Annotated in this window: 22 protein-coding genes and 1 tRNA gene; 15 read left to right on the top strand and 8 right to left on the bottom strand. The window is 68.0% G+C overall.

Going from position 1 to position 24,966, the window contains the following annotated elements; genetic code table 11:
* The first annotated feature begins 41 nt into the window (after nt 1-41).
* Complete coding sequence (locus ACLBW1_RS08290; RefSeq protein ID WP_447811358.1) at nt 42-221, top strand: antitoxin; 180 nt, start codon at nt 42-44, stop codon at nt 219-221.
* A 76-nt stretch (nt 222-297) separates the two neighbouring features.
* Nucleotides 298-1,563, top strand: a complete 1,266-nt coding sequence (locus ACLBW1_RS08285; protein WP_447811357.1) for a lipase family protein — start codon at nt 298-300, stop codon at nt 1,561-1,563.
* A gap of 153 nt (nt 1,564-1,716) precedes the next feature.
* On the opposite strand, the gene ACLBW1_RS08280 is transcribed toward ACLBW1_RS08285, so the two are convergent.
* Nucleotides 1,717-2,589, bottom strand: coding sequence for a LysR family transcriptional regulator (locus ACLBW1_RS08280; RefSeq protein ID WP_447812136.1), 873 nt, complete (start codon nt 2,587-2,589; stop codon nt 1,717-1,719).
* A 102-nt stretch (nt 2,590-2,691) separates the two neighbouring features.
* Between ACLBW1_RS08280 and ACLBW1_RS08275 the strand changes: the two genes are divergently transcribed.
* The 7 genes from ACLBW1_RS08275 to ACLBW1_RS08245 all read left to right on the top strand — a co-directional run bounded on the left by ACLBW1_RS08275 (nt 2,692) and on the right by ACLBW1_RS08245 (nt 10,763).
* The gene (locus ACLBW1_RS08275; protein ID WP_447811356.1) at nt 2,692-3,876 is read left to right on the top strand and encodes a CaiB/BaiF CoA transferase family protein; all 1,185 of its coding nucleotides are present in this window, start codon (nt 2,692-2,694) and stop codon (nt 3,874-3,876) included.
* A gap of 50 nt (nt 3,877-3,926) precedes the next feature.
* Complete coding sequence (locus ACLBW1_RS08270) at nt 3,927-5,099, top strand: acyl-CoA dehydrogenase family protein (protein WP_447811355.1); 1,173 nt, start codon at nt 3,927-3,929, stop codon at nt 5,097-5,099.
* Nucleotides 5,100-5,133: 34 nt separating this feature from the next.
* Nucleotides 5,134-6,303: an acyl-CoA dehydrogenase family protein gene (locus ACLBW1_RS08265; RefSeq protein WP_447811354.1), complete on the top strand. Its 1,170-nt coding sequence runs from the start codon at nt 5,134-5,136 to the stop codon at nt 6,301-6,303.
* Nucleotides 6,304-6,312: 9 nt separating this feature from the next.
* On the top strand, nt 6,313-7,224 hold the full coding sequence (locus ACLBW1_RS08260) for a hypothetical protein (protein WP_447811353.1): 912 nt from the start codon (nt 6,313-6,315) through the stop codon (nt 7,222-7,224).
* Nucleotides 7,221-8,120 (top strand): 3-hydroxyacyl-CoA dehydrogenase NAD-binding domain-containing protein, encoded by a 900-nt coding sequence (locus ACLBW1_RS08255; protein WP_447811352.1) that lies wholly within the window; start codon nt 7,221-7,223, stop codon nt 8,118-8,120. Before ACLBW1_RS08260 ends, ACLBW1_RS08255 begins: the two co-directional genes overlap by 4 nt.
* 75 nt (nt 8,121-8,195) lie before the next feature.
* Nucleotides 8,196-8,636, top strand: a complete 441-nt coding sequence (locus ACLBW1_RS08250; protein WP_447811351.1) for a type II toxin-antitoxin system Rv0910 family toxin — start codon at nt 8,196-8,198, stop codon at nt 8,634-8,636.
* A gap of 267 nt (nt 8,637-8,903) precedes the next feature.
* Nucleotides 8,904-10,763: an AMP-binding protein gene (locus ACLBW1_RS08245; protein WP_447811350.1), complete on the top strand. Its 1,860-nt coding sequence runs from the start codon at nt 8,904-8,906 to the stop codon at nt 10,761-10,763.
* Between the two features lie 144 nt (nt 10,764-10,907).
* Here ACLBW1_RS08245 and ACLBW1_RS08240 read toward each other — a convergent pair whose 3' ends face one another.
* Nucleotides 10,908-13,082: a glutamine synthetase III family protein gene (locus tag ACLBW1_RS08240; RefSeq protein WP_447811349.1), complete on the bottom strand. Its 2,175-nt coding sequence runs from the start codon at nt 13,080-13,082 to the stop codon at nt 10,908-10,910.
* Between the two features lie 254 nt (nt 13,083-13,336).
* The gene (locus tag ACLBW1_RS08235) at nt 13,337-14,893 is read right to left on the bottom strand and encodes a DUF222 domain-containing protein (protein WP_447811348.1); all 1,557 of its coding nucleotides are present in this window, start codon (nt 14,891-14,893) and stop codon (nt 13,337-13,339) included.
* 146 nt (nt 14,894-15,039) lie between these two features.
* Here ACLBW1_RS08235 and ACLBW1_RS08230 point away from each other — a divergent pair.
* A tRNA-Arg gene (locus tag ACLBW1_RS08230) sits at nt 15,040-15,112 on the top strand.
* A 56-nt stretch (nt 15,113-15,168) separates the two neighbouring features.
* Here ACLBW1_RS08230 and ACLBW1_RS08225 read toward each other — a convergent pair.
* The gene (locus ACLBW1_RS08225) at nt 15,169-16,497 is read right to left on the bottom strand and encodes a PE-PPE domain-containing protein (RefSeq protein ID WP_447811347.1); all 1,329 of its coding nucleotides are present in this window, start codon (nt 16,495-16,497) and stop codon (nt 15,169-15,171) included.
* A gap of 342 nt (nt 16,498-16,839) precedes the next feature.
* Between ACLBW1_RS08225 and ACLBW1_RS08220 the strand changes: the two genes are divergently transcribed.
* Nucleotides 16,840-18,492, top strand: coding sequence for a cellulase family glycosylhydrolase (locus ACLBW1_RS08220; RefSeq protein WP_447811346.1), 1,653 nt, complete (start codon nt 16,840-16,842; stop codon nt 18,490-18,492).
* A gap of 76 nt (nt 18,493-18,568) precedes the next feature.
* On the opposite strand, the gene ACLBW1_RS08215 is transcribed toward ACLBW1_RS08220, so the two are convergent.
* The 3 genes from ACLBW1_RS08215 to ACLBW1_RS08205 all read right to left on the bottom strand — a co-directional run bounded on the left by ACLBW1_RS08215 (nt 18,569) and on the right by ACLBW1_RS08205 (nt 20,152).
* Nucleotides 18,569-18,877 carry a hypothetical protein gene (locus ACLBW1_RS08215; RefSeq protein ID WP_447811345.1) on the bottom strand — a complete coding sequence of 103 codons (309 nt, stop codon included), beginning with the start codon at nt 18,875-18,877 and terminating at the stop codon, nt 18,569-18,571.
* Nucleotides 18,878-18,941: 64 nt separating this feature from the next.
* Nucleotides 18,942-19,577, bottom strand: coding sequence for a vitamin K epoxide reductase family protein (locus tag ACLBW1_RS08210; RefSeq protein WP_447811344.1), 636 nt, complete (start codon nt 19,575-19,577; stop codon nt 18,942-18,944).
* A gap of 98 nt (nt 19,578-19,675) precedes the next feature.
* Nucleotides 19,676-20,152 (bottom strand): glutathione peroxidase, encoded by a 477-nt coding sequence (locus tag ACLBW1_RS08205; protein ID WP_447811343.1) that lies wholly within the window; start codon nt 20,150-20,152, stop codon nt 19,676-19,678.
* A gap of 75 nt (nt 20,153-20,227) precedes the next feature.
* Between ACLBW1_RS08205 and ACLBW1_RS08200 the strand changes: the two genes are divergently transcribed.
* Together ACLBW1_RS08200 and cobF are read left to right on the top strand one after the other, a co-directional pair.
* Entirely contained in the window at nt 20,228-21,067 is an 840-nt protein-coding gene (locus ACLBW1_RS08200; RefSeq protein WP_447811342.1) for an SDR family oxidoreductase, read from the top strand.
* On the top strand, nt 21,064-21,852 hold the full coding sequence (gene cobF / locus ACLBW1_RS08195) for a precorrin-6A synthase (deacetylating) (RefSeq protein ID WP_447811341.1): 789 nt from the start codon (nt 21,064-21,066) through the stop codon (nt 21,850-21,852). The genes ACLBW1_RS08200 and cobF overlap by 4 nt, the downstream gene beginning before the upstream one ends.
* 18 nt (nt 21,853-21,870) lie before the next feature.
* Here cobF and ACLBW1_RS08190 read toward each other — a convergent pair whose 3' ends face one another.
* Nucleotides 21,871-22,635, bottom strand: coding sequence for a 3'(2'),5'-bisphosphate nucleotidase CysQ (locus ACLBW1_RS08190; protein WP_447811339.1), 765 nt, complete (start codon nt 22,633-22,635; stop codon nt 21,871-21,873).
* Between the two features lie 104 nt (nt 22,636-22,739).
* Between ACLBW1_RS08190 and ACLBW1_RS08185 the strand changes: the two genes are divergently transcribed.
* Both ACLBW1_RS08185 and ACLBW1_RS08180 read left to right on the top strand, forming a co-directional pair.
* Nucleotides 22,740-23,642 carry an Fpg/Nei family DNA glycosylase gene (locus ACLBW1_RS08185; RefSeq protein ID WP_447811338.1) on the top strand — a complete coding sequence of 301 codons (903 nt, stop codon included), beginning with the start codon at nt 22,740-22,742 and terminating at the stop codon, nt 23,640-23,642.
* A 145-nt stretch (nt 23,643-23,787) separates the two neighbouring features.
* The gene (locus ACLBW1_RS08180; protein WP_447811337.1) at nt 23,788-24,957 is read left to right on the top strand and encodes a GGDEF domain-containing protein; all 1,170 of its coding nucleotides are present in this window, start codon (nt 23,788-23,790) and stop codon (nt 24,955-24,957) included.
* The last annotated feature ends 9 nt before the right edge of the window (nt 24,958-24,966 follow it).

The raw sequence follows: 24,966 nt of genomic DNA, 5'->3' as shown, positions 1-24,966 counted from the left end.
GCCGCACCGCGGACGCGGCGCACCGACGAGAGGACACACACATGGACTTCAAGCAGCTGACCAACAAGGCCAAATCACTGGTGAGCAAGAACTCCCAGTACATCGACAAGGGTGCCGACGCGATCGACAAGGCGACCAAGGGCAAGTACACGAGCCAGGTCGCCAAGGGTCGTGACGTCGCCAAGGATGCCGCGAAGAAGCTGGGCGATCAGCCCAAGTAGGCGATCGATCCGGGTAACGGTCATCCATACTCTGCGACGCGGGCAGTCGGCGATCACTCGCCGGCTGCCCGTCGTCGTGTCCCTTGCCGCCGTGGTCGCGGTCGGCGTCGCGGGCTGCGCGGCCGAGGAGAACCCGGGCGTCCGACCGTCGTCACGGCCGAGCGCCCCTGCGACGGTCATCTCGGCACTTCCGCCCGCCCCCGACACGGCCGACCGTGGCGCGGTCGTGGCACGCTCGGCGATGACCGTCGATCCGGGCGGCCCCCTCGCCGACGTCTCGGTCACCCGCGTGGTCTATCGGTCCAGCGCCGGCTACGCCCCGGGTGATCCCGACGGAACGTTCGGCACGCAGGTGTCCGGGGTCGTCGCCGTCCCGTCGGGCTCGCCGCCACCGGGCGGATGGCCGATCGTCGCCTACGGCCACGGGACCACCGGCACCGCCTCGAACTGCGGCCCGTCCGGGTATCCCGACCTGCTCGGCGGCGCCTCCACCATCGCCTCGCTGGTGAACCGCGGCTACGTGGTCGCGGCATCGGACTACCAGGGCCTCAGTGGGCCGGGTGCGTCCGCCGACGCCCGGGTCACGAGCGTGCCGCACCCTTACCTCGACACCGACACCGTCGCCCGCAACATGATCGACATGGTGCGGGCCGCGCGCTCGGTCGTGCCGCAGGCCGGGACGCGGTGGGCGTCGATGGGTGCATCCCAAGGGGGACAGGCGGCCTGGGCCGCTGGTGAGGCCGCCGCCACCGACTACGGATCGGGACTGCAGTTCGTCGGTGCTGCAGCGCTCGCACCCGCGGCCGATGTGTCCCCGATCGCCGACGGCTACGACGTCGCGCCCTACACGGCACCGACATTCACCCAGATCCAGATCGCGTTCATCCCGCTGATCGTGGACGGTCTGCGCGCGGTGTTCCCCGATCTGCCGGTCGACGAGTACATGCGCGGCGGTCTCGCTGCGGGTGCGCAGGCGCTGACGTCGTGTGGGTCGGGCAGCGCGTTCTCGAAGTACTCGGCACTGACCGGGGTGAAACCCGGCGACGCCGCGATCCGATCGGCATCAGCTCTGCGGCAACTCCATTCGATGCTGGCCGCCGACGCTCTGCCTCAGCGGCGATCTGCTGCACCGCTGTTCGTCGGTTACGGCGACTCCGATCAGATCATCACCCCGAGCTGGACCGCCGGTGCCGTGGCGAGGGCGTGCGCGATGGGCGACACCATCGAGCGGACCGTCGCGGCGGGCAAGGGACACACCAACACCGGACTCACGCCGAGTGCGATCGACTGGATCGGTGACCGCTTCGCCGGCGATCCCGCCCCGAACACCTGCCCCCGCTGACCGCCGCTGCGCTCGCCCCACTTCGCCAGTTGGGCCGTTGTTTCCATGCGTTGGGCCCTTGTGGGAGTCGTCGCGAGACGACGGCCCAACTGGCGCGAACGACGGCCCAACTGGCGTGAACGACGGCCCAGCTGGCGGGGGTGGCGGGGGCGACTAGCGGGGGCGGGCGTCGGCGCGGCCGAGGGCGCGGACGACCGGTGCCAGACGCGTGTCGGCGATGCGACGCAGCAGGTAGGTGGTGAGCGCGTCGTCGAGGTCGTCGATCGGGAGCACGGCGTAGTCCTCGGGGTCGAGGGATGCCACGGCCTCGGATTCGATCGGGACGATCGTGAAACCGGATGTGCTGCGCAGGAACATCATCAGGCCGCTGGTGTCGCTGAAGACCGTGTCGGCGTCGACGACGGCGCCGGCCGCGGCGAGTCGATCGGCGCGACCCTGCCCCAGATCCCAGTGCCGGGGCCCGCGGATGTAGCGCATGCCGCGCAGGTCGCTCAGCGTCAGTGACGTCCGCCCGGGGAACCGCGACCCATCGACGACGGCACCCAGCGGCTCGCTGTAGAGCACGAGGGTGGTGAGACGCTCGTCGGTGGTGCCGACGTGTGCGATGGCGAGGTCGATCGAGTTGCTCAGCAGTGCCGATTCCATCTGCAGCGACGGCATCTGTCGGATGGAGAACGAGAACGTCGCATCGAGATCGCGGATCGATGCGCTCAGCGAGCGACGATGCGCCGGGTTGAGCACGTCGGGAATCGCCAGACGCACCTCCAGGCGGCCGGTCTCGGGGCCGACGAGTCCGGGGATGGCGTCGAAATCGGCGACGACCGACGACGCCAGCGGCACCAGCGCCTCGCCCGCCGCGGTGAGCCTGGTGTGGTGGGTGGAGCGCTCGAACAGTGGCGTGCCGAGTTCGTGTTCGAGGGTGCGGATCCGCTGGCTCAGCGGTGGCACCGACATGTTCAACGATTGCGCCGCCCGTGTGAAGTTCAGCTCGCGCGCGACGGCGAGGAAGTACCGCAGGTGATGCATCTCCACGGGACACGAGCCTAGACCGGTGTTATCGCTGTGGACATACCGATCTGAGCCAGACGGTAATTCTCTTACCTCGGGCAACGACCTACCGTCGAAGACATGACCACCACAGACATGAACGCAGAACCGACCTCCGGCCCCCTCGCCGGCGTCACCGTGGTCGACATCTCGACCGTGGTGATGGGCCCGTACGCGACGCAGATCCTCGGCGACTTCGGCGCCGACGTCATCCGCATCGAGCCGCCCTTCGACACCGCGCGGACCTCCCCGGCCAACACCGGTCGCAATCCCGGCATGGCGCCTCTCTACCTGCAGGTGAACCGCAACAAGCGCAGCGTCGCCCTCAACCTCAAGGACCCCGAGGGCCTCGCCGACCTGTTCGCGATCCTCGCCGATGCCGATGTGCTCGTCACGAACATGCGTGCCGGCGCGCTGGCTCGCCTCGGCCTCGACTACGACGCCGTCCACGAGCGCTTCCCCCACCTGATCTACGCCCACGCGCAGGGTTTCGCGCCGCAGTCGTCGCAGGGCAACCGCCCCGCCTACGACGAGGTCATCCAGGCCGTGTCCGGTCTGGTCAGCCTGCAGGACCGCGCGGGCGACTCCCTGCAGTTCATGCCTACGTTCATCGCCGACAAGACCGCCGCGCTGTACCTGCTCAACGGAATCCTCGCCGCACTCTTCCACCAGCAGCGCACCGGCGAAGGCCAGCACGTCGCGCTCGCCATGGCCGACGCGATGATCGCGGTGAACCTCGTCGAGCACATGGCCGGCGACGTGTTCGTCCCTGCCGCAGGCGATGTGGGCAACCCGCTCAGCCTCACCGGCGCCCACGCCGCGATGCGCACCAAGGACGGTGGCGCGATCGCCGCGGTGCCCTACACGAACGAGGCTGTCCGCAAGCTGCTCATCGGAGCCGGACTCGACGACGACGCAGCCGACCCGGCCTGGCAGTCGCCCACCATCGACCGGCCCGTCTTCACCGCGGGGATCGAAAAGGTGTTGGCGCACTCGACGAACAAGACCACCGCGGAGTGGGAGGCGTACCTCACCGCCAACGACATGCCCTACGGCGTCGTCGTCGACATCGCGGACCTGCCGAACGACCCGTACGTGCGGGAGATGGACCTCATCACCGAGGTCGAGCACCCCACGGAGGGCACCATCCGCGTGATCGCCAACCCGCTGCACTTTTCGGCGACCCCGACGAGCTACCGCCGTCACGCCGAACGCGCCGGCGCCAGCACCGACGAGGTGCTGAGCAGCGTCCGCGCGCACGCCTGACCCACAGCCCCCACACGACGACTCCGCCCGAACAAGCAAGGGAGAGAACCATGGACCTCGAACTCTCGAGCGCCGACATCGAGTTCCGCGACAGCCTGCGCGAGGTGTTCCTCGGCGAGATCCCCGCCGACATCCGTCGCCGCAGCGCGCTGAACCAGACCACCCACGACGACATCGTCACCAGCCAGCGCGTCCTCAACCGCCACGGACTCGCGGTGCCGCACTGGCCCGCCGAGTGGGGCGGCAAGGACTGGACCGCGACGCAGACCCACATCTACGGCTCGGAACTCCAGCGTGCCGCGGTGCCGCAACCGTTGGCGTTCAACGTCTCCATGGTCGGTCCGATCATCGCCGAGTTCGGTACGCAGGAGCAGAAGGAGAAGTTCCTCCCGGCGACGGCGAACCTCGACATCTGGTGGTCGCAGGGCTTCTCCGAGCCCGAGGCCGGCTCCGACCTGGCGTCGCTCAAGACCACCGCCCGGCGCGACGGTGACCATTACGTGCTCAACGGCCAGAAGACGTGGACCACGCTGGGCCAGTACGGCGACTGGATGTTCGTCCTCGCCCGGACGGATCCCGACGCACCCCGCAAGCAGCAGGGCATCTCGTTCCTCCTGCTCGACCTGACCACGCCCGGCATCGAGCGCCGGCCGATCCGCCTGTTCGACGGCAGCGCCGAGGTCAACGAGTTCTTCTTCGACGACGTCGTCATCCCCGCCGAGAACCTGGTCGGCGAGGAGAACAAGGGCTGGACCTACGCCAAGTTCCTGCTCGGCAACGAGCGCAACAGCATCGCGCAGGTCGGGACCGCCCAGCGGATCTACGCCGATCTCGCCGCGTCTGCCGTCGAGACCGACACCGGGACCGGCACTCTCGCCGACGATCCCGCGTTCCGTGGATCCATGCACGCGCTGAAGACGCGTCTGCTCGCCCTCGAGGCGACGCAGCTGCGGGTGACCGGGGCATCGGAGAACGGGCAGGCGAGCCCGGTGTCGTCGCTGCTGAAGATGGAGGGGACCCAGACACTGCAGGAGCTGACACGACTGCGGATGACCGCGGCCGGCTCCGACGGCGCGATGGTGACCGCCGACGGCGACCTCGTCGCCGACCCGGCCGCCACCGCCTCGGCGGCCCAGTACCTCAACCTGCGCAAGCTCTCGATCTTCGGCGGTTCCAACGAGATCCAGCGCGGCGTCATCGCCAAGACCATCTTGAACCTCTGATATTCAGGGGACTCTGAGGGATAGGGAGAACATCATGAACCTCGACTACAACGACGACCAGCAACTCCTGTTCGAGACCGTCGACTCCGCCGTCGGCCGCGACTACACCATGGGCGGACGCGCGAGCGCGACGTCGTCGAACCTCGGGTGGAATGCCCGCACCTGGTCCACCCTCACCGAACTCGGGCTGACCGGGCTCACCATCGACGAGGACCACGGCGGTGTCGGTGCCGGTCCGGTGGAGCTCTACGCGAGCCTGCAGGCCATCGGCCGGCACGCGGCGACCGAGCCCCTGCTCGACGGTGTCGCGATGCCCGGCTGGGTGATCACCGATCTCGCCACCCCGACGCAGGCGAAGGAACTGCTCGGCGCCCTGGCCGCCGGCGAGACGACCATCGCGGTCGCCCACGCCGAGCCCGGTCGCGCCTGGGATGCCGCACCCGCCGTCACCGTCGCCGACGACGGCACGGCCACGGTGTCCGGTGTAAAAGCACCCGTCGCGCATGCCGATCAGGCATCGCACCTGCTCGTCACCGCGGTCGACGCCGACGGGCGCACGCAGGTCGTCCTCGTCGATTCCGACGCCAGCGGCGTGACCCGGGCCGACGGACGTACCGCGGACTGGACCCACGCGTCCCAGGTGACGTTCACCCAGGCGTCTGGCGTCCTGCTCGGTGACGGCACCGCCGACGCCGCGAGCGCACTGCGTTCCGCCTTCGCGAAGGCGCGGATCGCCATCACCGGCGAGGCCGTCGGTCTCATGGAGTCCGGCCTGTCGATGACGGTGGACTACCTGAAGACCCGCAAGCAGTTCGGCGTCCCACTGTCGACGTTCCAGGCGCTCGTCCACCGCGCCGCCGACCTGTACGCCCAGGTCGAGCTCGCGCGGTCGATGGCCCTCTACGCCACGGCCACCGCCGAAGCCGTCGCGAACGGCACCGCCGACGTCGACGTCCTCACGTCGACCGCCGACGATGCGTTCGTCTTCGTGTGTGACGCCGCGATCGGCGTCGCCGAGGAGATCGTCCAGCTGCACGGCGGCATCGGCATGACCTACGAGTCGGAGATCGGCCACCACGCCGCTCGCCTCGTCGGGCTCACCGCGACACTGGGTGGACTGGAGGCCGCGCGCCGTCGGGCTGTCGCAGCCGACACCGTGCTCCGCGCACCGAGCGCGCTGCTCAACAACGCCGACGCAGCGTAGGAGGTAGAGATGTTCGACCATCTGTTGGTCCTCGACATCGTCGGAGGTGCCATCCGCCGGGTCGACCTCGACGGCGCCGTGAGCACCGTCGTCACCGACACCGGGCCCGCCCCGGACGGCATCGTCCGTGACGCCGCCACCGACCGGATCTGGTGGACCCTGATGGGCCGTCCGAGTCGCGGCGACGAGGGATCCGACTTCACCGCCCACAACGGTGGCCTGCGCTCGGCGCGGACCGACGGCTCCGAGGTCACCACCGTCCTCCCCGACGGTGCGATCACCACCGGCAAGCAGCTCGACCTCGCCGACGGCCACCTCTACTGGGGCGACCGCGAAGGCGGACGCATCAGCCGCGTGGCCGTCGACGGTGGTGCGGTCACCGACCTGGTGGTCCGACCACGTGATCCCGAGACCGGCCTCGTCGACATCCACGACCAATGCGTCGGTGTCGCGGTCGATGTCGCCGGTGGCCACCTCTACTGGACACAGAAGGGCCCGGCGAAAGGCGATGCGGGACGCATCTTCCGCGCCGGCATCGACATCCCCGACGGCGAGACCGCGGAGACCCGCACCGACATCGAGACGCTGTGGTCCGATCTGCCCGAGCCCATCGACCTGTGGTTCGACGCGTCGTCGTCGACCCTGTTCTGGACCGACCGCGGCGCGGCCCCGTTCGGCAACACGCTGAACAGCGCGCCCGTCCCCGCTGTCGGTGAGACCGGCGTCGAGCCGACGGTCCTCGCGAAGGACTTCGCCGAGGCGATCGGACTCGCCGTGGACACCGAAGCGGGTATCGCCTACGTGACCGCCCTCGACGGCAGCGTGCGCGCCGTGCCCATCCGCGACGGCGGCCCGGCCGAGCGGGTCGTCGCGACCGTCGACGGCAGCGCGTTCACCGGGATCGTGGGGGTGACGTCATGAGCCGCGGCAGCACCAGCCAGACCATGGCCATCGTGGGTGCCGGCGTCATCGGCCTGTCGTGGGCGCGCCTCGCCCGTGAGCACGGCTGGACCGTCGCCATCACCGACCCCCGAACCGATCTCGCCGAGACCGTCGCCGCCGAGTTCGGTGACGACCCGTCGGTGCGCGCGGCCGACAGCCTCGCCGACGCAGTCCGTGACGCCGACCTCGTCCAGGAGAACGGACCCGAGCGTCTGCCGGTCAAGCAGGAGCTGTTCGCCGAGATCGGTGCTGCGGCTCCGGCGACCGCGATCCTGGCGACCTCCAGCTCGTCGATCACCGCGTCGGAGATCGCCGTCGACCTCGACGCGGACGTCGCTGCCCGGCTCCTCGTCGGGCACCCGTTCAACCCGCCGGAGCTGATGCCGCTCGTGGAGGTGTTGCCCGGCACGCGGACAGCGCCCGACACGACCGAGCGGGCTGTCGCTCTCTACCGGGAACTGCGACGCGAACCGGTCGTCATCGCGAAAGAGCTCCCCGGCTTCGTCGCGAACCGACTGCAGGGGGCCATCTCCCGTGAGGCGCGGTACCTCGTGCAGCAGGGCGTGGTGTCACCCGCCGACCTCGACACCATCCTGCAGAACTCGCTGGGTCTGCGGTGGGCGACCATCGGGCTGTTCGAGGGCAACGTGCTCGGTGGCGGCCCGGGCGGCATCGCCCACCTGCTCGCCGGAGTGGGTGCGCAGACCGGTGGCATCGAACCCGGTGTTCCCGCGACCGATCCCGAGTCGATGCGTCGGCTCGTGGCAGCCGTCGAGGAGACCTACGGCTCCGGCCAGGAGGTGTACGAGACGCTCGCCCGGCGACGCGACCGCCGTACGCGTGCGGTGTTGGCGGCCCTCGCCGACACCGAGTGACCGCGCGCTGCAGTTGTCCGCCGACCAGCGATCCCGCCACCCGCAGATGGCAGCGAACCGTTTATGGTGTGCGACATGGCCTCAGTGAGTGACAGCGTCGTCGTATCCCTCAGCCCCGACGCGGCATGGACATGCGTTTCCGATCTCTCCCGCTACGACGAGTGGCTGACCATCCACGACGGGTGGCGCAGCGACGTCCCCACCGCGGATCAGCTCTCCAAGGGCACGAAGATCTCGTCGGTGGTCGCCGTGAAGGGCACCCGCGTGCGCTTCGAGTGGACCGTCGACACCTTCGACCCGCCGAAGGTCGTCAGCCTGAAGGGCAACGGCAAGGGCGGTGTGAAGGTCAAGCTGTCGCTCAAGGTGACTCCCTCCGGTGACGGGTCGACGGTGAAGTTCGATCTCGACCTCGGTGGTCTCCCGATGATCGGCCCCGCGGGCAAGGCAGCGGCGAAGCTGGTCTCCTCCGACCTCCACGAGTCGCTCGCGAAGTTCCAAAAGGTCTTCGCGGAATAGTCGCGCCCCGGCGGGTCACCGCCGGATGCGGTCGCCGCACGGCCCATCAAGGCCGGTCGCTGATCGGCGACCAATCCGGCGCGCAACGCTCTCCGAACCACACGACGTAACGGGTTCCTCCTCTGCGGCGACGTACGGGTGACCGAACGGCGTGTGACGAGGAGGGCGGGCATGGCTGGCTCTGTCGACAAGTCCTCCCTTTGGTCTCGTTCGACCTCGATCGCCGTCGACCTCCGCGGCTCCGTGGACCGGGAGACACTCGACGACGTGATCTCCGTCCACGCCCCGGTCTGCGCCGCGTCGGGGATCGACGCAGTCCTCATCGATGCGGTGGGTGCTGATCGCACCGTCGTGATCGTGACCCACCGCCACCCCGATCCGCTCGGACCGCTGCGCGCGATCGCCGCCGCCTACGCCGCCACCCGGACGGTGGGATCGCCGGCCGGTGACGCTGCCACCGGCGACGTCGACGCCGGATCGGCCTTCGCCTCGTATCGCCCGAGCGACACCGCGGCCGCGACCCTGTCGGCATCTGTCTCGCGGGCGCTGCGCCGGCACGCCCAGCACGACGGTGTCGATCTCGCCGACGTGATCGCGGCGTCCTGTGTCGACGCCGGCTTCGCTGCACGGGTGCAGGTGCTCTCCGATGTCGGTCCGGTGTCGTTCGGCGACCTGTGCGGAGAGGTCGCCGTCCTCAGGGGCGCCCTGGACACACGGACCGACCACCCGGTGGACGGCGCGTCGGTGCGGGTCTACCAGGCCCGCGGCGATCGCCTCCACATCGATCTCGTCGACGCGGACGCCGATCCGCGCCGCGGTCTCGATCGTCTTGTCGCCGTTTTCGCCTCGCCCTCCGCGGCACCTGTTCCGCTGTTGTGGAACGACGCCGACGAATTGACGGTGCCGGCGACCGTCGTCGACCTCGTGGACCTCGCGTTGGCGCGCGACCCCGACGCGGTCGCGATCGAGTTCGGCCGGGGCGGTGCACCCCTCACCTACGGCGAGTTGGACAGTCGCGTCAACCAGGTCGCTCGTGGTCTCGTCGCGAACGGGGTCGGCACCGATGTCGTGGTCGGGGTGATGTGCGCCGATCCGGTGTGGGCGACCATCGCGACCCTGGGCGTGTTCCGCGCCGGCGGGGGAGTGCTACCGCTACCCGTCGCCGGCGCTCCGGCACTGCTGTCAGGGTTGATCGGTGCGGCCGACCCCGCCTGCGTGGTCACCGACCGTCTGCTCACCGACGACGATCTGGACCCCGACGCGGTGATGGGTGAGTTCGTCCGGAACGCAGACGTCGCCGAGATCCTCGGCACCACCGACTCCGGATACGCCACCCAGGCACACGACGCCGCCCACCAGGGTCACGACACGTCGTTGGCGCGCAACGGGTTCGACGTCATCCCGCCGTGGGTGACCGTGATCGCCCTCGATCCCCTCGAGATCGCCGAGCACTCCGACGACCCGATCTGCCCGGCCGAGCTGCACGGGCCCGCCCGTCTCGGTTCGACCGCTCTGGTCGGTTGGGTCGGTCCGGGAACCGCTGCCCCCGTGATCATCTCGCATTCGTCGCTGGCCGCCCGCCTGCAGTGGACGGCGTCGCAGACCGGCGACGTCGCCACCGACCTACCCCACCCCCGGGACCTCGACGCGGACTGGGTGGCCGCGGTGCTCACGCCGTTGACGATGAGCGCGACGCTTCGCGCCGACGGCGAGTCCGTTCCCTGCGGCGTCACGCCGGAGCGGACGGCACGGTTGCGGGTCTCGCCGACCCACACCCTCACCCGGTTGGCCGAGGGGTGCGGTGCGATGTCCGCGTGGACCACCGAGATGTACGTCCTCGACGACAGATTGCAGGCTCTGCCCCCGGGTGGCGTCGGTGAGCTCTACATCGGCGGCGCCCACCTCCCGCGAGGGCACGCGGGACGCTCGGCGTCGACATCGTCGCGTTTCGTCGCCAACCCCTTCCGACCCGGCGAACGCATGCTGGCCACCGACATCCGGGTCCGACGCAGCCTCGACGGCTCTCTTGTCGAGGTCGAGTCGGGTGTGGTGGTGCACCCGACGGTGATGGCGCCGCAATCGCCTCGCCGGCTCGATCGGACAGACCGCGCCGTTCGCCGCCTCTGACGTCGAATCTGCCTGTCAGGCATCACGTCCTGCGAAGACGACACCGCCCGTGAGAACGACAACTCCTGCGAGAACGACAACGGCGGTGAACGCGGCGCTGTTGCGCCGGTCCACCGCCGTCGAGGTCGGTACCTGCCGAGCGGGTTACAGGATGGTCAGCATCTCGTTGTAGGTCGGCAACGGCCACAGGTCGTCGGCCACGAGGGTCTCGAGGGTGTCGGCGGCGACGCGGACCTCGGCCATGGCCGGGATGAGCGTCTCGAGGGCGTACGTCGACTCCTCGAGTTCGGACTCGCCGTGGAACGATTCGATGCCCTTCTCCAGCGTCGCGAGCGACGAGCCCAGAGCCGAGACCGCAGCGCTGAGATCGGTCAGCAACGGGTTCGACGCGTCGAGCCCTGCCGACTTCACGTTGACCGCGATGCCGGCCAGCTCACCCTGATAGCGCAGGGCGGCAGGGAGGATCATGGTCTTGGCGATCTCGACGGTCTCCTTGGCCTCCACGAGGATCGTGAGCGCGTACTGCTCGAGTATGACGTCCTTGCGGGCTTCGAGTTCGCGGGCGGACAGGACGCCGTACTTCTCGAAGAGGTCCTCGTTCTCCTTCTCCGCCATGAACGGCACGGCGTCGACGGTGGTGCGCAGGTTCTTCAGCCCACGCGAGGCCGCCTCCTCCTGCCAGGCGTCGGCGTAGCCGTCACCGTTGAAGATGACGGCGCCGTGGTCGGTGATGACCTGCTGCAGCACGGTCTGCACGGCCGTGTTGAACTCGGTGCCGTCGGCGGTGAGCTTCTCCAGCTCCGTGGCGAGGTAGTCGATCGAGTCGGCCAGGATCGTGTTGATCGCGACCATCGGATCCGAGATCGACTGGTTGGAACCCGGCGCACGGAACTCGAACCGGTTGCCGGTGAACGCGAACGGGCTGGTGCGGTTGCGGTCGCCCGGGTCGGCCTTGAGCGGCGGCAGGCTGTCGACACCGAGTTCGAGCACGCCGGATTCCTTGGATTCCGTCGCGCCACCCTTGGCGATCTGATCGAAGACATCCATCAGCTGCTCGCCGAGGAAGATCGAGATGATCGCCGGGGGAGCTTCGTTGGCGCCGAGGCGATGGTCGTTGCTCGCCGACGCGACCGATGCGCGCAGCAGCCCGCCGTACTTGTGGACGCCGCGGATGATGGCCGCGCAGAACACCAGGAACTGGACGTTCTCGTGCGGGGTGTCACCCGGGTTCAGCAGGTTGCCCTGGTTGCTGTTGCCGAGCGAGAAGTTGACGTGCTTGCCCGAACCGTTGACCCCGGCGAAAGGCTTCTCGTGCAGCAGACAGGTCATGCCGTGGTTCTCGGCGACCTTCTTCATGATGGTCATCATCAGCTGCTGGTGATCGTGAGCGAGCACCGAACGCTCGAAGACCGGGGCGAGCTCGAACTGGCCGGGGGCGACCTCGTTGTGGCGGGTCTTCGACGGGATCCCGTGCTTGAACAGCTCGCGGTCGAGATCGATCATGTAGCCCAGCACACGGTCCGGGATGGCACCGAAGTAGTGGTCGTCGAACTCCTGGCCCTTGGACGGCTTGGCGCCGAACAGGGTTCGCGAGGTGGTCATGATGTCGGGGCGCGCGTAGTAGAAGTGCTCGTCGATGAGGAAGTACTCCTGCTCGGCGCCCGCGTAGGACACGACCGTGTCGACATCGCTGTGGCCGAACAGCTTCAGCAGACGCATGGCCTGCTTGCTCATCGCCTGCTGGCTGCGCAGCAGCGGGGTCTTCTTGTCCAGGGCCTCGCCGGTCCATGAGATGAACACCGTCGGGATGCACAGCGTGTTGCCGGCCGGGTTCTCCAGGATGTAGGCGGGGCTCGTGACGTCCCAGCCGGTGTAGCCGCGGGCCTCGAAGGTGCCGCGCAGGCCACCGTTGGGGAAGCTCGACGCATCGGGCTCGCCCTGCAGCAGGGTCTTGCCCTGGAACTCCGCGAGCGAGGCGCCGGACGAGTCGGGCTCGAGGAACGAGTCGTGCTTCTCGGCGGTGAAGCCGGTCAGCGGGTAGAAGACGTGCGCGTAGTGCGACGCGCCCTTCTCGATCGCCCAGTCCTTCATCGCGTTCGCGACGACGTCGGCGATCGTCGGGTCGAGCGCCACACCCTCGTCGATGGTGGCCGAGACCTTCTTGAAGACGCTCTTGGGCAGTCGGTCCTTCATGGCCGACTTGTCGAAGACGTTGACTCCGAAGAGGTCGGCAAGCGGCGCTTGCGCCGTGGCGCACTCCGGCGTGCTGTGGGCCGTTACCGCTTTGATCGCCTCACGGCGGGAAATGCTGCCACTCATGGGTCACTCCTGGATGGTCCGATCCACCCCCGATGGGCTGGATGCAACGTGAAAGAACGCTCACGCGACGCTATGGGTGACCTGTCGCGGGGGCGTTTCCATCGTGTGACGCCCAGGAAACACAGGAGGCAGACCCCGTTTTCCGGCTCTCCGGGTGACGAGGAGGGGGCTGCGGGGGCCAGGATCGACCGAAGTGATTCGTGAGGCTATCGACAGCCGGCGGTCTCGGCAACCGCACCGAACTCGCTCGCGCGTCAGAACGGTGGTGGTTCGTCGTCCTCCGCCTCGCGGGCTGCCCGTTCCTGGGCCTCGGCTTCGCGGGTGCGGCGGTTGTGTTCGCGCTCTGTCTGTCGGCGGGCGTGTTTGTCTGCCAGGCGTGGGCGGCGTCTGGTCGGTGCAGGCTCTGAGCTGTCGGGGTGGGTGGCTGGTGGTGCGTTTTCGGGTGCGGTGAACTGGATGTCTTTCAACGCCGGGAACAGGTCGTCGCCGGTGAAGGCGGGGCCGTCGACGGTGAGGCCTTCCGGGGTGATGATCACCCGTTCGGTACGGCCATCCCGGCTGATGGTTTGGTCGTCAAGGAATGTGGTGTGGGTTTTGAGGTTGTGGCGGAACCGGCACTTCGAACCGGTGTTTCCTGGACACGTTTGTCCGCCGTGTTCGGGGTGGTCGTGGTCGTATTCGCGGGTGTGGTCGATGTCGCAGACCCATGCGGCGCGGTCGCAGCCCGCGACGTCGCAGTACAGGGATCGGGCCCGCACAACGGTGTCCAACGCCGTCGACGGCCGATAGGGGTTGCCGGGGGTGTGTGGGGCGATCGGGTCATCGAGATGCCCGATCGGTTTCACCGACACCCCGGGCTCTGCGAGTAGGTCGTCGAGGTGGGCGGGGGATATGACGCCGTAGCCGTCGAGGAAACATGGTGTCTCCCCGTCACCGGCGACGGTCTCGAGATCGCAGATGACGTGCAAGGTCATGTTGCTGCCGGTGCCGGGGACCTCGCGCACCGCGGGCGCATCCGGGTCGGGGACCGTCGGCGCGTCGCAGTCGTCGTTCCCGCACTGGCATTCCCAGGCGACACCCATGACGAGGCTGAAGTGGGCATCGGACTTCCGTGCCGCCAACGACCGATCATCGTTCTTGCAGACCGCGCGGGCGAGGGTGTCGACGCGTCGGGAGATCTGGATGGCCTTTTCGGCGGTCGAGGTGGCTTCGACGCGGGCCATGCCGTCCTCGAGGCGTTCAGTCCAGAACCCACGCGCATCCACCGCCGCTTTACGGCGGGCCCGGACGGCGTCGGGATCGACCCGGTAGACACTGCGGTCGACCATGTCCCGAATCCGTGACGGTGACCAAGAACCCCGCCTGCGCAACGCCGCCGCGACCTCGGTATCTACCGCCTCCTGCGCTTCGCGGTCGAGGAGGAGGTCGGTGCGTTCGACGATCGTCCGCACGTACCGCGGCGAGAGACGCCCGTCTCGCAAACACTCGGCGACTTTCGGCAGACGATCCCGTAGCGCGACTGCGGTGTCCACGAGTCGTTCGGCGGCGCCCTGCGACATCGAATGCGTCAGCGCGATCCGCGCGGCGCACTGCATCAAGGCATCGAACGTCCGCCGGTCCGATGTCTCTTCGGGCACCACCAGTTGTCGGTGGAGTTCCCCGGCGTCACGGTAGCGGGTCCACTCCAGGAACGCCTGACCTGCGGCGGCGTGAACCATGTTGCCCAACAACGAGTTCACCGGCGCGTCGACGTGGTCGGTGAGCAACCCCACCGACCCCGTATCCACCCCAGCCCAACCCCTGTCGACCATGAGCCAAGCCTAGAACAGGGGTACGACAACGAGCCGATGCTGTCGTGAAGGTGCAGAACGAGGGCGTGATTCCGCACTCGGTCGAATGCGCGGAAGGCTCCGATAGACTCAGGTCGTTCCGGGTGATGTCAGCCGATCCGGTGCATGCCTTCGTAGCTCAGGGGATAGAGCAACCCTCTCCTAAAGGGTAGGTCGCAGGTTCGAATCCTGCCGAGGGCACAGATACGACAAGACCCCCGCGTCACCGCGGGGGTCTTGTCGTTCGGGCGTCGCTGTCAGGCGGCAGCAGAGGTCGTCGGGGTCTCCGACTTCGTGGCGGTCGACGGTGCGGCGCCTGCCGACGGCGACGGGGCGGTCGCCGTGGGGCTCGGAGCCGTGATCGCCGGGCTCGACGCGCTGGGCGTCGTCGAGGTGGAGGCCGGAGCCTCGACGGTCGAGGTCGACGATGACGTCGACGACGTATCCGTGTCGGTCTTCGTGCCGGTGTCGGTCACCCCGGTACCCGCCGTGGTCGATTCGACGGCAGTCTGCTTCTGCACCGGTGCGACCTGTTCGGTCGACTTGCGTGCGCTCACCAGGGTGTTCGTGGTGGTCGTCGTCTCGACCGGAGTCTGGGTACCCGAACCGGATCCGCCGAAGAGACGGAGGTAGGTGTTCACCAGGTTCAGCAGCGGATCGTTCGCGGCAGAGACCGTCGACGGTGTCGGGGTGCCGAGGTTTCCGTTGCGGTCGTAGGCGGCCTCGATCTGCGGACGCAGGATCGCGTCGAGCGGGGCGGCCAGGAACGACGGCATGAAGCGCAGGATCGGCAGGGTGTTCTTCACCGTGATGAAGCGGGTGTTGCCGACCGTCTGATCGCGAAGGATGTTGTCCTTGTTGTCGATGTCGACGCCGAAGTAGTCGCCGTGATCGAAGTACATGCCGAGCGCGGTGTTGATCATGACGAGCATGTTGGTCGGGTTGCTCGGGTAGTCGCAGAAACCGTCGTACTGACGGCACACGTCGGTGATCTTGTAGTCCGACGCGCCGAGCGGCGGCTGGAAGTCGACACCCAGCGGTGGACCGATCTTGTAGCCGGGGTAACGGGTGAAGAAACCACCGTTGGGGCGCATCGGGTTACCGAAGAGAACGAAGCTCAGGTCATCGGTGGACGGCGTCGATGCCTTACCGGCGTCGCCGGTGTTGCGAGTCGCCTGCAGGGCGTTGATCTGCCGGCTGACCACCGAGGCGCTCGACGAGTAGCCGACGATGACGATCTTCTCGCCGGGCTCCTTGGTCGAGTTGGTCGAGTTGAGGGCCGCATTGATCTTCGCGAGGCCCTCGTCCTGCGACACATTGAACAGCGTGCCGTCGGCGCCGGTGCTGATCGGCGTCTGCGCCGACCACTTCACGGGTGTGAAAACGTAACCGGGGTAAGGGGTTCCCGGAAGACCCGTGAACCGGTTGTTCAGTTCCTTCTCCATGTTCACGGCGTCGGGATTACCGTTGCCGCCCATGACGAGGAGGGTGTTCGCGGTCAGCGCCACCGTCCCGGTCGACGGCGTCGTCGTCACCGTCTGGCCGAACAGGATGGCGGTTGCCGACATGGCCAGGACAGCGGACATGGCAGATTTGTTGATGAGCTTCATGTTTCCCCCACGATGTGCCGGCCACGCGTCGACCGGCTACCGATGTTGATGTGACTCCCCCGAACCGTGATCAGCATCTCACACCTAGAGATCGATGAACACCCAGTTCATCGGCGCTGTCCACCGTTCAGATGAATTGGCAGACTCTGACTGTTCGCTGTACAGAAGTACCGCTGCACCTGTTATAACTATGCTTAATCTGCGGCAAACGAGGTAATTACTAATCCGCAGTAAATCGAAAGCGGTATTCCTGTGTCCATGCTTCGTCCCCGCCCTTTTCCTTTCGCCAAGACTGTTGTCTCGTTATCTGCGCTCACCATGTTCGGTGCATTCGGCGGGCAGGCATTGCTGCCCAACGGTGAGCCGGCGTACTCGATCCTCAACGTGGCCAAGGTGATCGAGAAACCGACCACCCTCGGTGTCGCCGACAGCGACCTCACCAACATGAGCCAGGAGGATGTCAACAAGACTCTCGACAAGCTGCAGTCCATCGGTGTGAATGATGTTCGTCTGTTCATTCCCTGGGCCGATGTCGAGACGAGCAAGGGTCAATACGACTGGACCAAGATCGACAAGATCATGGACGCTGCAAAGAAGCGCGACATGGGCGTCATCGCGACCATCACGCACTCGCCGAACTGGGCGGTCGCCGGCCAGACGTATCCCGCGCGGATCAGCCCGCCCGACAACCCCGCGGATTACGGCGATTTCGCGGCCGCGGTGACGAACAGGTACAAGGGCACCGTCTCGGGGTACGAGATCTGGAACGACACGAACTCCGGTTTCGTCTACGGCGGCAAGGCGGATCCCCAGGGCTACACGGCTCTGCTGCAGAACGCCTACGAGAAGATCAAATCCGTCGATCCGTCGGTCACCGTGATCGCCGGTGTCTTCGGGGCGGTCCCGACCAGCTCGACCGATCTGAACGCGCCGACGTTCCTCGACCAGATGTACGCGAACAACGCGAAGGGGTACTTCGACGCGATCTCGTACCACCCGTACCAGTACACGACCCCGTACTCGCAGGGTGGTGACCTGCAGGGGTCCCCGCTCAACGAGGTCAAGCAGATGCGGGCGATCATGGCCGAGCGCGGCGACGGCACCAAACTGATCTGGGCCTCGGAGTACGGCTTCCCGACCTCGGCGACCGGCGGCGAAACACAGCAGGCGGCGTACATCGCCGACTTCATCAAGGCCTGGAGCACCCAGGAGGGTGCGGGCCCGATGTTCATCTACACCACGCGCGACACCTTCGCGTCGACCACGATCCCGGCCCCCGGCCCCAACGCCACGCAGGCCGAGAAGGACGCGTACTACGAGAACGTCTTCGGCATCTACCGGTATGACTGGTCGGCCAAGCCGGCGGCGCAGACGATCGCGGACTTCATCGCCTCGCAGAAGCCGGTGGCCGCGCCGCCGAACGTGCTGGCGCTGTTCCTGCAGAACTTCGTCAACTCGATCACGCAGGCGTTCACGAACTTCACGTCGATCTTCACCAACGCGATCAACTCGTTCTTCCAGGCCATCCAGCGGATCTTCGCGCCGCCGGTCGCGGGCCCGCCGGCGAACACCGGTGGCCCCGGATCGGGCGGTCCGGCGCCGCAGAACAAGATTGCCGCGAACACCTTGCGGATCGCGGCGACCACCGAGGCCGCCCCGGAGTCGACCGAGAAGTCCGCACCGCAGGCACTGATCGCTCCGACCGAGGAGTCCACGTCGGAGGCCCCGGCACCGCAGACGACGACCCCGCCGACCACGGAGTCGAGTGCCCCGGTCACGCCGAGCACGCCGGTCACGCCGATCACCCCGAAGTCGAAGGACCCGGTGTCGACCGGTTCGGGTTCGGCGGTCACCCCGTCGGCCACCGAGGATTCGACGACCCCGTCCACGGAGTCGTTGACACCGTCGATCATCTCGTCGCCCAGCACGACGCCCGAGAAGCAGACCGAGACGGTGGGCGCGGTCGGCTGACCCCGACGCAGAAGTGACGCCACGGGCGGTCACCGCAGCCTCACGGCTCGGTGGCCGCCCGTTCGCGTGCGAGCGCCTAGAAGCCGAGACCCATCCAGTCGGTCTCGGTGAACGTCTTCTCCAGGAACGCCGCCTCCACCTTCACCACATCGGCGTCGGGATCCTCACCCGCGGTGGCAATGTCGCGATCGGCGATGGCCTTGAGCGCGCCGGTGACGCCGGCCTCGTAGGTGGGGTAGGCGCCGATCACCTCGCTGTCGGTGTGCCGGTCGTCGGTGTCACGCCACCAGGCCCACAGGGACATGCCGTCGGGAGACGGGGAGAAGCCGACGGTGACACCGTCGCGGGTCAGCGTGGGGCAGTCGTCGGGGAAGCGCTCACTCATGGGCGAACGGTAGCGCGCACTTCGGACAGTTCTCGCGCGCACAGGGATTCATCCACAGGCGCGCTCAGATCAGGGTCGACCAGTAGTACCAGAACCGCTCACCGATGAGTGCGATCACGACGACGTAGTAGGCGATGAGCGCGAACCATGCCTTGTCGACCACGCGCCACAGGGCGGGCACCGATCCGAGGCGGGCGGTGGTCTGCGCGGCGATGACGAACAGGATCGGCGTGACCGTCCACACCGCCATGCAGTACGGGCACAGCGCGTTGATCCGGTACAGGCTCTCGACGATCAGGTAGACGACGAACACCATGCCCGCGCCCAGGCCGGCGGTGAGCCCACCCCAGAACCAGACCGGCAGATCGATGCGCGCAAGCATCAGTACGCCGATCACCAACACGACGCTGAACGCGCCGATGCCGATGAGCGGATTGGGGAAGCCGAAGAACTGCGCCTGCTTCGTCACCATCACCGACCCGCACGACAGCACCGGGTTGAGGCTGCAGCTCGGGCGGTACGACGGATCCTCGAGAAGCTTGAACCGCTCGATGGTGAGCGTGACCGCGGCCAGCAGACCGATGGCGCCGCACACGAGCAGCACGATCGCGGTCGCTCGTAGAGGCGCCCACGGTGGCTCGCCCGCGGGGGAGTCGGCGTCCGTCGACAACTCGTCGGACACCGCGATCGACTCGCTCACGAAAAGGCCTCCTCGGTTCCTGCCGCTGTGCCCCGGGTCGAGGGCGAGACCAGGCTACAAGTGCCTGCTGAGTCGCGGATGAGACGCAGCGGAGTCGGCTACAGGACCTTCTCGATCTTCCCGGTCAGCGCCTGCGGCTTCGTGGTCGGCGGGAACCGGTCGACGACCTGCCCCTCCCTGTTGACGAGGAACTTGGTGAAGTTCCATTTGATCCGGTTGCCGAGGATCGTCGACTTCTCCGAACGCAGCCACGCGAACAGCGGGTGGGCGTCGCTGCCGTTGACGTCGACCTTCTCGAACATCGGGAAGCTGACGTCGTAGTTGAGGTTGCAGAAGTTCTTGATCTCCTCGGCGTCGCCGGGCTCCTGGTGGCCGAACTGGTTGCACGGGAAGCCGAGCACCACGAGGCCCTTGTCGGCGTAGGCCTTGTTGAGCTCCTCGAGACCGGTGTACTGCGGGGTGAACCCGCACTGCGACGCGGTGTTGACGATGAGCAGGGGCCGGCCCCGGTACTGCTCGAGGCTGACCTCCTCACCGTCGATGGTGGTGGCGGTGAAGTCATACGCGGTGGTCATGACTCATATTCGTAGCGCATCTGCGGCCGGATGGCGTCATGGAGGTGCGCAAGGCCACCCCCTACAGTGATCGGCGTGACCTCACCACGCTCCACCAGCGCCGTGTCCAGGACCGTTCTCGTGACGGGTGTGTCCAGTGGGATCGGCCAGGCCGCCGCGCGTCTGCTCGTCGACGCCGGTCACACCGTGATCGGGACCAGCCGCAACCCCGAGGGCATCGCCGAGGCCGACCGCGTGCCCGGTGTCCGCTACATCGCTCTCGACCAGACCGATCCGGAGAGCATCGAGCGCTGCGCCCGCGAGGCCGGCGCCGTCGACATCCTCGTCAACAACGCCGGCGTGAGCCACATGGGTCCGCTCGAGGACACCCCGATGTCGACGATCCACGAGGTGTTCACCACCAACCTGTTCGGCCCGATCGCGCTGACGAAGGCACTGCTGCCCGGGATGCGCGAGCGCCGCTTCGGGCGCATCGTGATGGTCGGATCGATGCTGGGGAGCTTCCCGCTGCCGTTCCGGTCGGTCTACGGCGCCACCAAGAGCGCCATGCACGCGTTCTCCGACGCCACCCGCCGCGAGTTCGCGCCGTTCGGGATCGCGATCAGCACCGTGGAGCCGGGGACGATCGCCACCGGTATCGCCGACCGACGCATCTACACCGTCGCCGAGAACTCGGCCTACGCAGCCGATTACGACACCGTCGCCGCCGCGACCCGACGCAACGAGGCGAAGGGGCTCGCCGTCGACCCCGTCGCCGAACTCGTGGTCGCTGCGGCCCTGGCCGACAACCCGAAGACGCTCTACGCCCGCGGCAACATGGCGCCGATCGTGTTCGCGCTCAAACGGATCCTGCCGTCGCAGTCGATGCTCGACGTGATGGCCCGCTTCCACGGATTGAAGCGCGCCCGCCCGTGACCACGACCGAGACCGCGCGCACGCTCCGCGTGATCGGCATCGGCCCCGGCGACCCCCGACAGGTGACCATCGAGGCCGTCGACGCCATGGGCGGTGTCGACGCGTTCTTCGTGCTCGAGAAGTCGGCGCGCGGGAAGGGTTCCACCACCGACACGCTGATCGGGGTGCGTGAACAGATCTGCGAACGCCACCTCGGCGCCGGCAACTACCGCTTCGTCGAGGTCGTCGATCCGCCTCGTCGATCCGATCCCGAGGACTACGACGCCGAGGTCCGACGCTGGCACGACGAGCGTGCCACCCGCATCGAGGACGCGTTGGTCCGTGAGCTCCCCGACGACGGTGTCGGGGCGATCCTCGTGTGGGGTGATCCCGGGCTCTACGACAGCACCCTGCGCATCGCCGATGCGATCGTCGAACGCGGCCGCGTCCCGTTGCGGATCGAGGTGATCGCGGGCGTCACCAGTGCCTCGGCATTGACTGCGGCACACCGGATCCTGGCCAATCGCATCGGTGAACCGATCCTCGTCACGACCGGTCGGCGCCTCGCCGACACCCCGCCCGGGATCGACACGAACCAGATCGTGATGCTCGACGCCGACTGCACCTTCCGCCACACCGCCGCCGCCGAAGACCACATCTGGTGGGGCGCCTACCTCGGCACGCCGCACGAGATCCTGATCAGCGGCACCGTCGGCGAGGTCGGCGACCGCATCGCCGACGAACGCGCCCGCGCCCGCGCCGAACACGGCTGGATCATGGACATCTATCTCCTCCGCAAACCCTGACCCGGGCCGCAGGGAAGGTCAGAACAGGTCACCGAGGGCCGACAGCATCTCCTCGGCGATGTCGGAGCGACAGATCACGAAGTCGCGGACGTAGGGTCGCGACCGGTTGTAGACGACCGGCGACCCGTCGAAGCGGCTGCAGTGCAGTCCCGCGGCGAGGGCGACACCGATGGGAGCGCAGTTGTCCCACTCGTACTGGCCCGTCCCGTGTACGTACGCGTCGGCGTCGCCGCGCACCACGGCCATCGCCTTCGCGCCCGCCGAGCCGACCGAATACGGGGTGAGCGACAGCCGGTCGGCCACCCACGCCGTGTCGTAGTTGAGGCCGTACCGCGAGACGACGAGTCGCCCAGACGGCTCGACGGCCTGCGACACCTCGTCGGAGCGGAACAACTCGCCCGTGGCGGGCAGGGAGACCGCACAGTCGGTCGGCTCGCCGTCGACGGTGAGTGCGATGTGGACCGCCCAGTCGTCGCGTCCGGACGCGTATTCCCTCGTGCCGTCGAGGGGATCGATGATCCACACCCGTTCGCTACGCAGGCGTGCCCCCGAGTCGCGGGCTTCCTCCGACAAGATGGCGTCGTGGGGACGGTGGGTGGCCAACGCCGCGGCGATCCAGGCCTGGGCGACGGCGTCACCGACGTCGCCGAGCACGGTGCCCGTCAGGACCGAGCGGTGTCGTGCGGCGACGAGCACCTCGCCGGCTCCCTGGGCGAGACGCGCAGCCAGTTCCACATCGGACAGTCGCGATCCGCGCGGCGGTGCGGCGCTGTGCGATCGCATCGACGTCCTCTCCACCCTCGGCCCCGCTCTCGACCCGGCCCGTGACCCGGCCGCATGGGGCGTTCGGCGAACGTTGCCCGCCACCTTCGGCCAGACTAGTGACCATGCCGGAGTTGCCCGAGGTGCAGGCCATCGCCGACTACGTCGACGGACGTGCGGCCGGACTACCGATTCGTCGCGTCGACGTGGCGTCGCTCGCCGTGCTGAAGACGGCCGACCCGCCGTACTCGGCGCTGGCCGGCCGGATCGTCGCCGGTGTCCACCGCATCGGCAAGTACCTCGTCATCAGCACCGATCCGGCCGAACCGACACCCGCCGATCCCGGTGCCGAGCGCGACGTCATCCACCTCGTGATCCATCTGTCGCGCGCCGGGTGGTTGCGGTGGTCGTCGAACCTGTCGCAGACGCCGCCCCGGCCCGGGGGCAAGGGCCCCATCGCGTTGCGTGTCCACTGCGGGCTGCCGGGCGAGGGTTTCGACGTCACCGAGGCCGGCACCCAGAAACGTCTGGCGGTGTGGATCGTGCGCGACACCGCCGAGGTCGAACGGATCGCGACCCTCGGTCCCGACGTCCTGTCGTTGACGCGCGACGAACTCGCCGCGATCCTCGGCGGCACCGGGGCCCGTATCAAGACCGTCCTCACCGATCAGCGCGTCATCAGCGGCGTCGGCAACGCCTACAGCGACGAGATCCTGCACACCGCGCAGATCTCCCCGTTCGCGACGGCGAAGTCGCTGTCCGACGACCAACTCGATCGGCTCTTCGTCGCGGTGAACGCCGTCCTGTCCGACGCGATCGTGCGACTCGAGGGTGCCGAGGTCGCGACCATGAAAGGCGAGAAACGGTCGGGCCTGCGGGTGCATGCGCGCACCGGCATGCCGTGCCCGGTGTGCGGCGACACGGTGCGCGAGGTGTCGTTCACCGATCGGGCCTTCCAGTACTGCCCGACCTGCCAGACCGGTGGCAAGATCCTCGCCGACCGTCGGATGTCTCGCCTGCTCAAGTAGCCCTCGGCGCCTCAACACCCGTGCGTTAGCATTCTCGTCAGGTGCCGCACACTTTTGCGGTCGCGTACCGGCCGTGACGCGTCCTCGCCGGACGCCGCACGATCGGGACGCATCACGGGGGGCTGACGATGGTGGTGGATCAGCGGTGATCCGCGTCGGCGTCGCACTCGGTCAACTCGGGTGGGCCCTGTCGCACTGGTGGAAACGACAGGACCAGTACGCCTGGTTCAGCAGCTATCTCGCCGATCGCCAGCTCATCGAACCCAGTCGCATCATCCTGGCCCTGTCGGCCGCGATGGTGACGCTGGTGCCCGTCGTCGTGCTGATCGACGCCGACCTGACCCCGTCGCTGCTCGCCATGCTCGTCACATCGATCGTCCTCGGAGCGGGGCTGTCGTTGATGTGGCTGCTGCTCCCGTGGCCCTCGCCGGCGCGGTCGCGCGCGTGGGTGTGCGTCTGCGACGTCACGATCCTGCTGGGGTCGCTCGCGCAGTACAAGACGCTCGGCGGCCTCTACGGATGCGCGGTGTTCGGTCTCGTCGGCGGTTACATCGCCTTCTTCCACGGTGCGCGGCTGCTCGCCGCACACCTGGTGTTCTCCCTGCTCTCGGCGGGCGTCATCGCCGGCTTCATCATCGCCGACGACGGGGCGGCGACCTCGAGCGCCGCCGTCGGCGTCATCCAGGCCGTGCTGATCGGGATCTCGATCCCCGTGGCGACCCAGTTCCTCATGGAGGCGTTGGCGTCGGATGCCGCGGCGGCCGAACTCGACACGCTCACCGGTGTGCTGAACCGACGCGGTCTCGAACGCGCCCTCGATCGGCTCAACAGCATGGACCCCGACAACGTGCACGGTCTCGCGGTGATCGTCGCCGACCTCGACAACTTCAAGGAGATCAACGACCGGTACGGCCACCGCTACGGCGACCGTGTGCTCGCCGAGATCGCCACCCGCCTGCGCGCGGCCCTCGGTGTCAGCGGCGTCGTGTCGCGGATCGGCGGCGACGAGTTCGTGGTCGCCGACAGCCTGCGCTGGACCGAGCCGATGCGCCTGGCCAACCAGGTGCTGCACACCATCTCGACAACGAGCGATCCGCCCGTGACCGCCAGTGTCGGGGTCGTGCACCTCACCGGACGTCTCCCGGGGCATCGGTCGTTGATGACCACGCTCCTGTTCACCGACCTCGCCGACGCCGCGATGTACGAGGCCAAACGCGCGGGCGGCAACACCGTCCGCACCCGGTCACACGACTACGGCGCCGCCGTGGTCATCGACCCGTCGCCGCCGCCACGTCCGGCGCAATGGCCGCACTGACCGGCTGCG

The organism is Williamsia sp. M5A3_1d, from assembly GCF_053345315.1.
The sequence above is the reverse complement of the archived record's forward strand: the minus strand, read 5'-3'. Positions and strand labels throughout refer to the sequence as shown.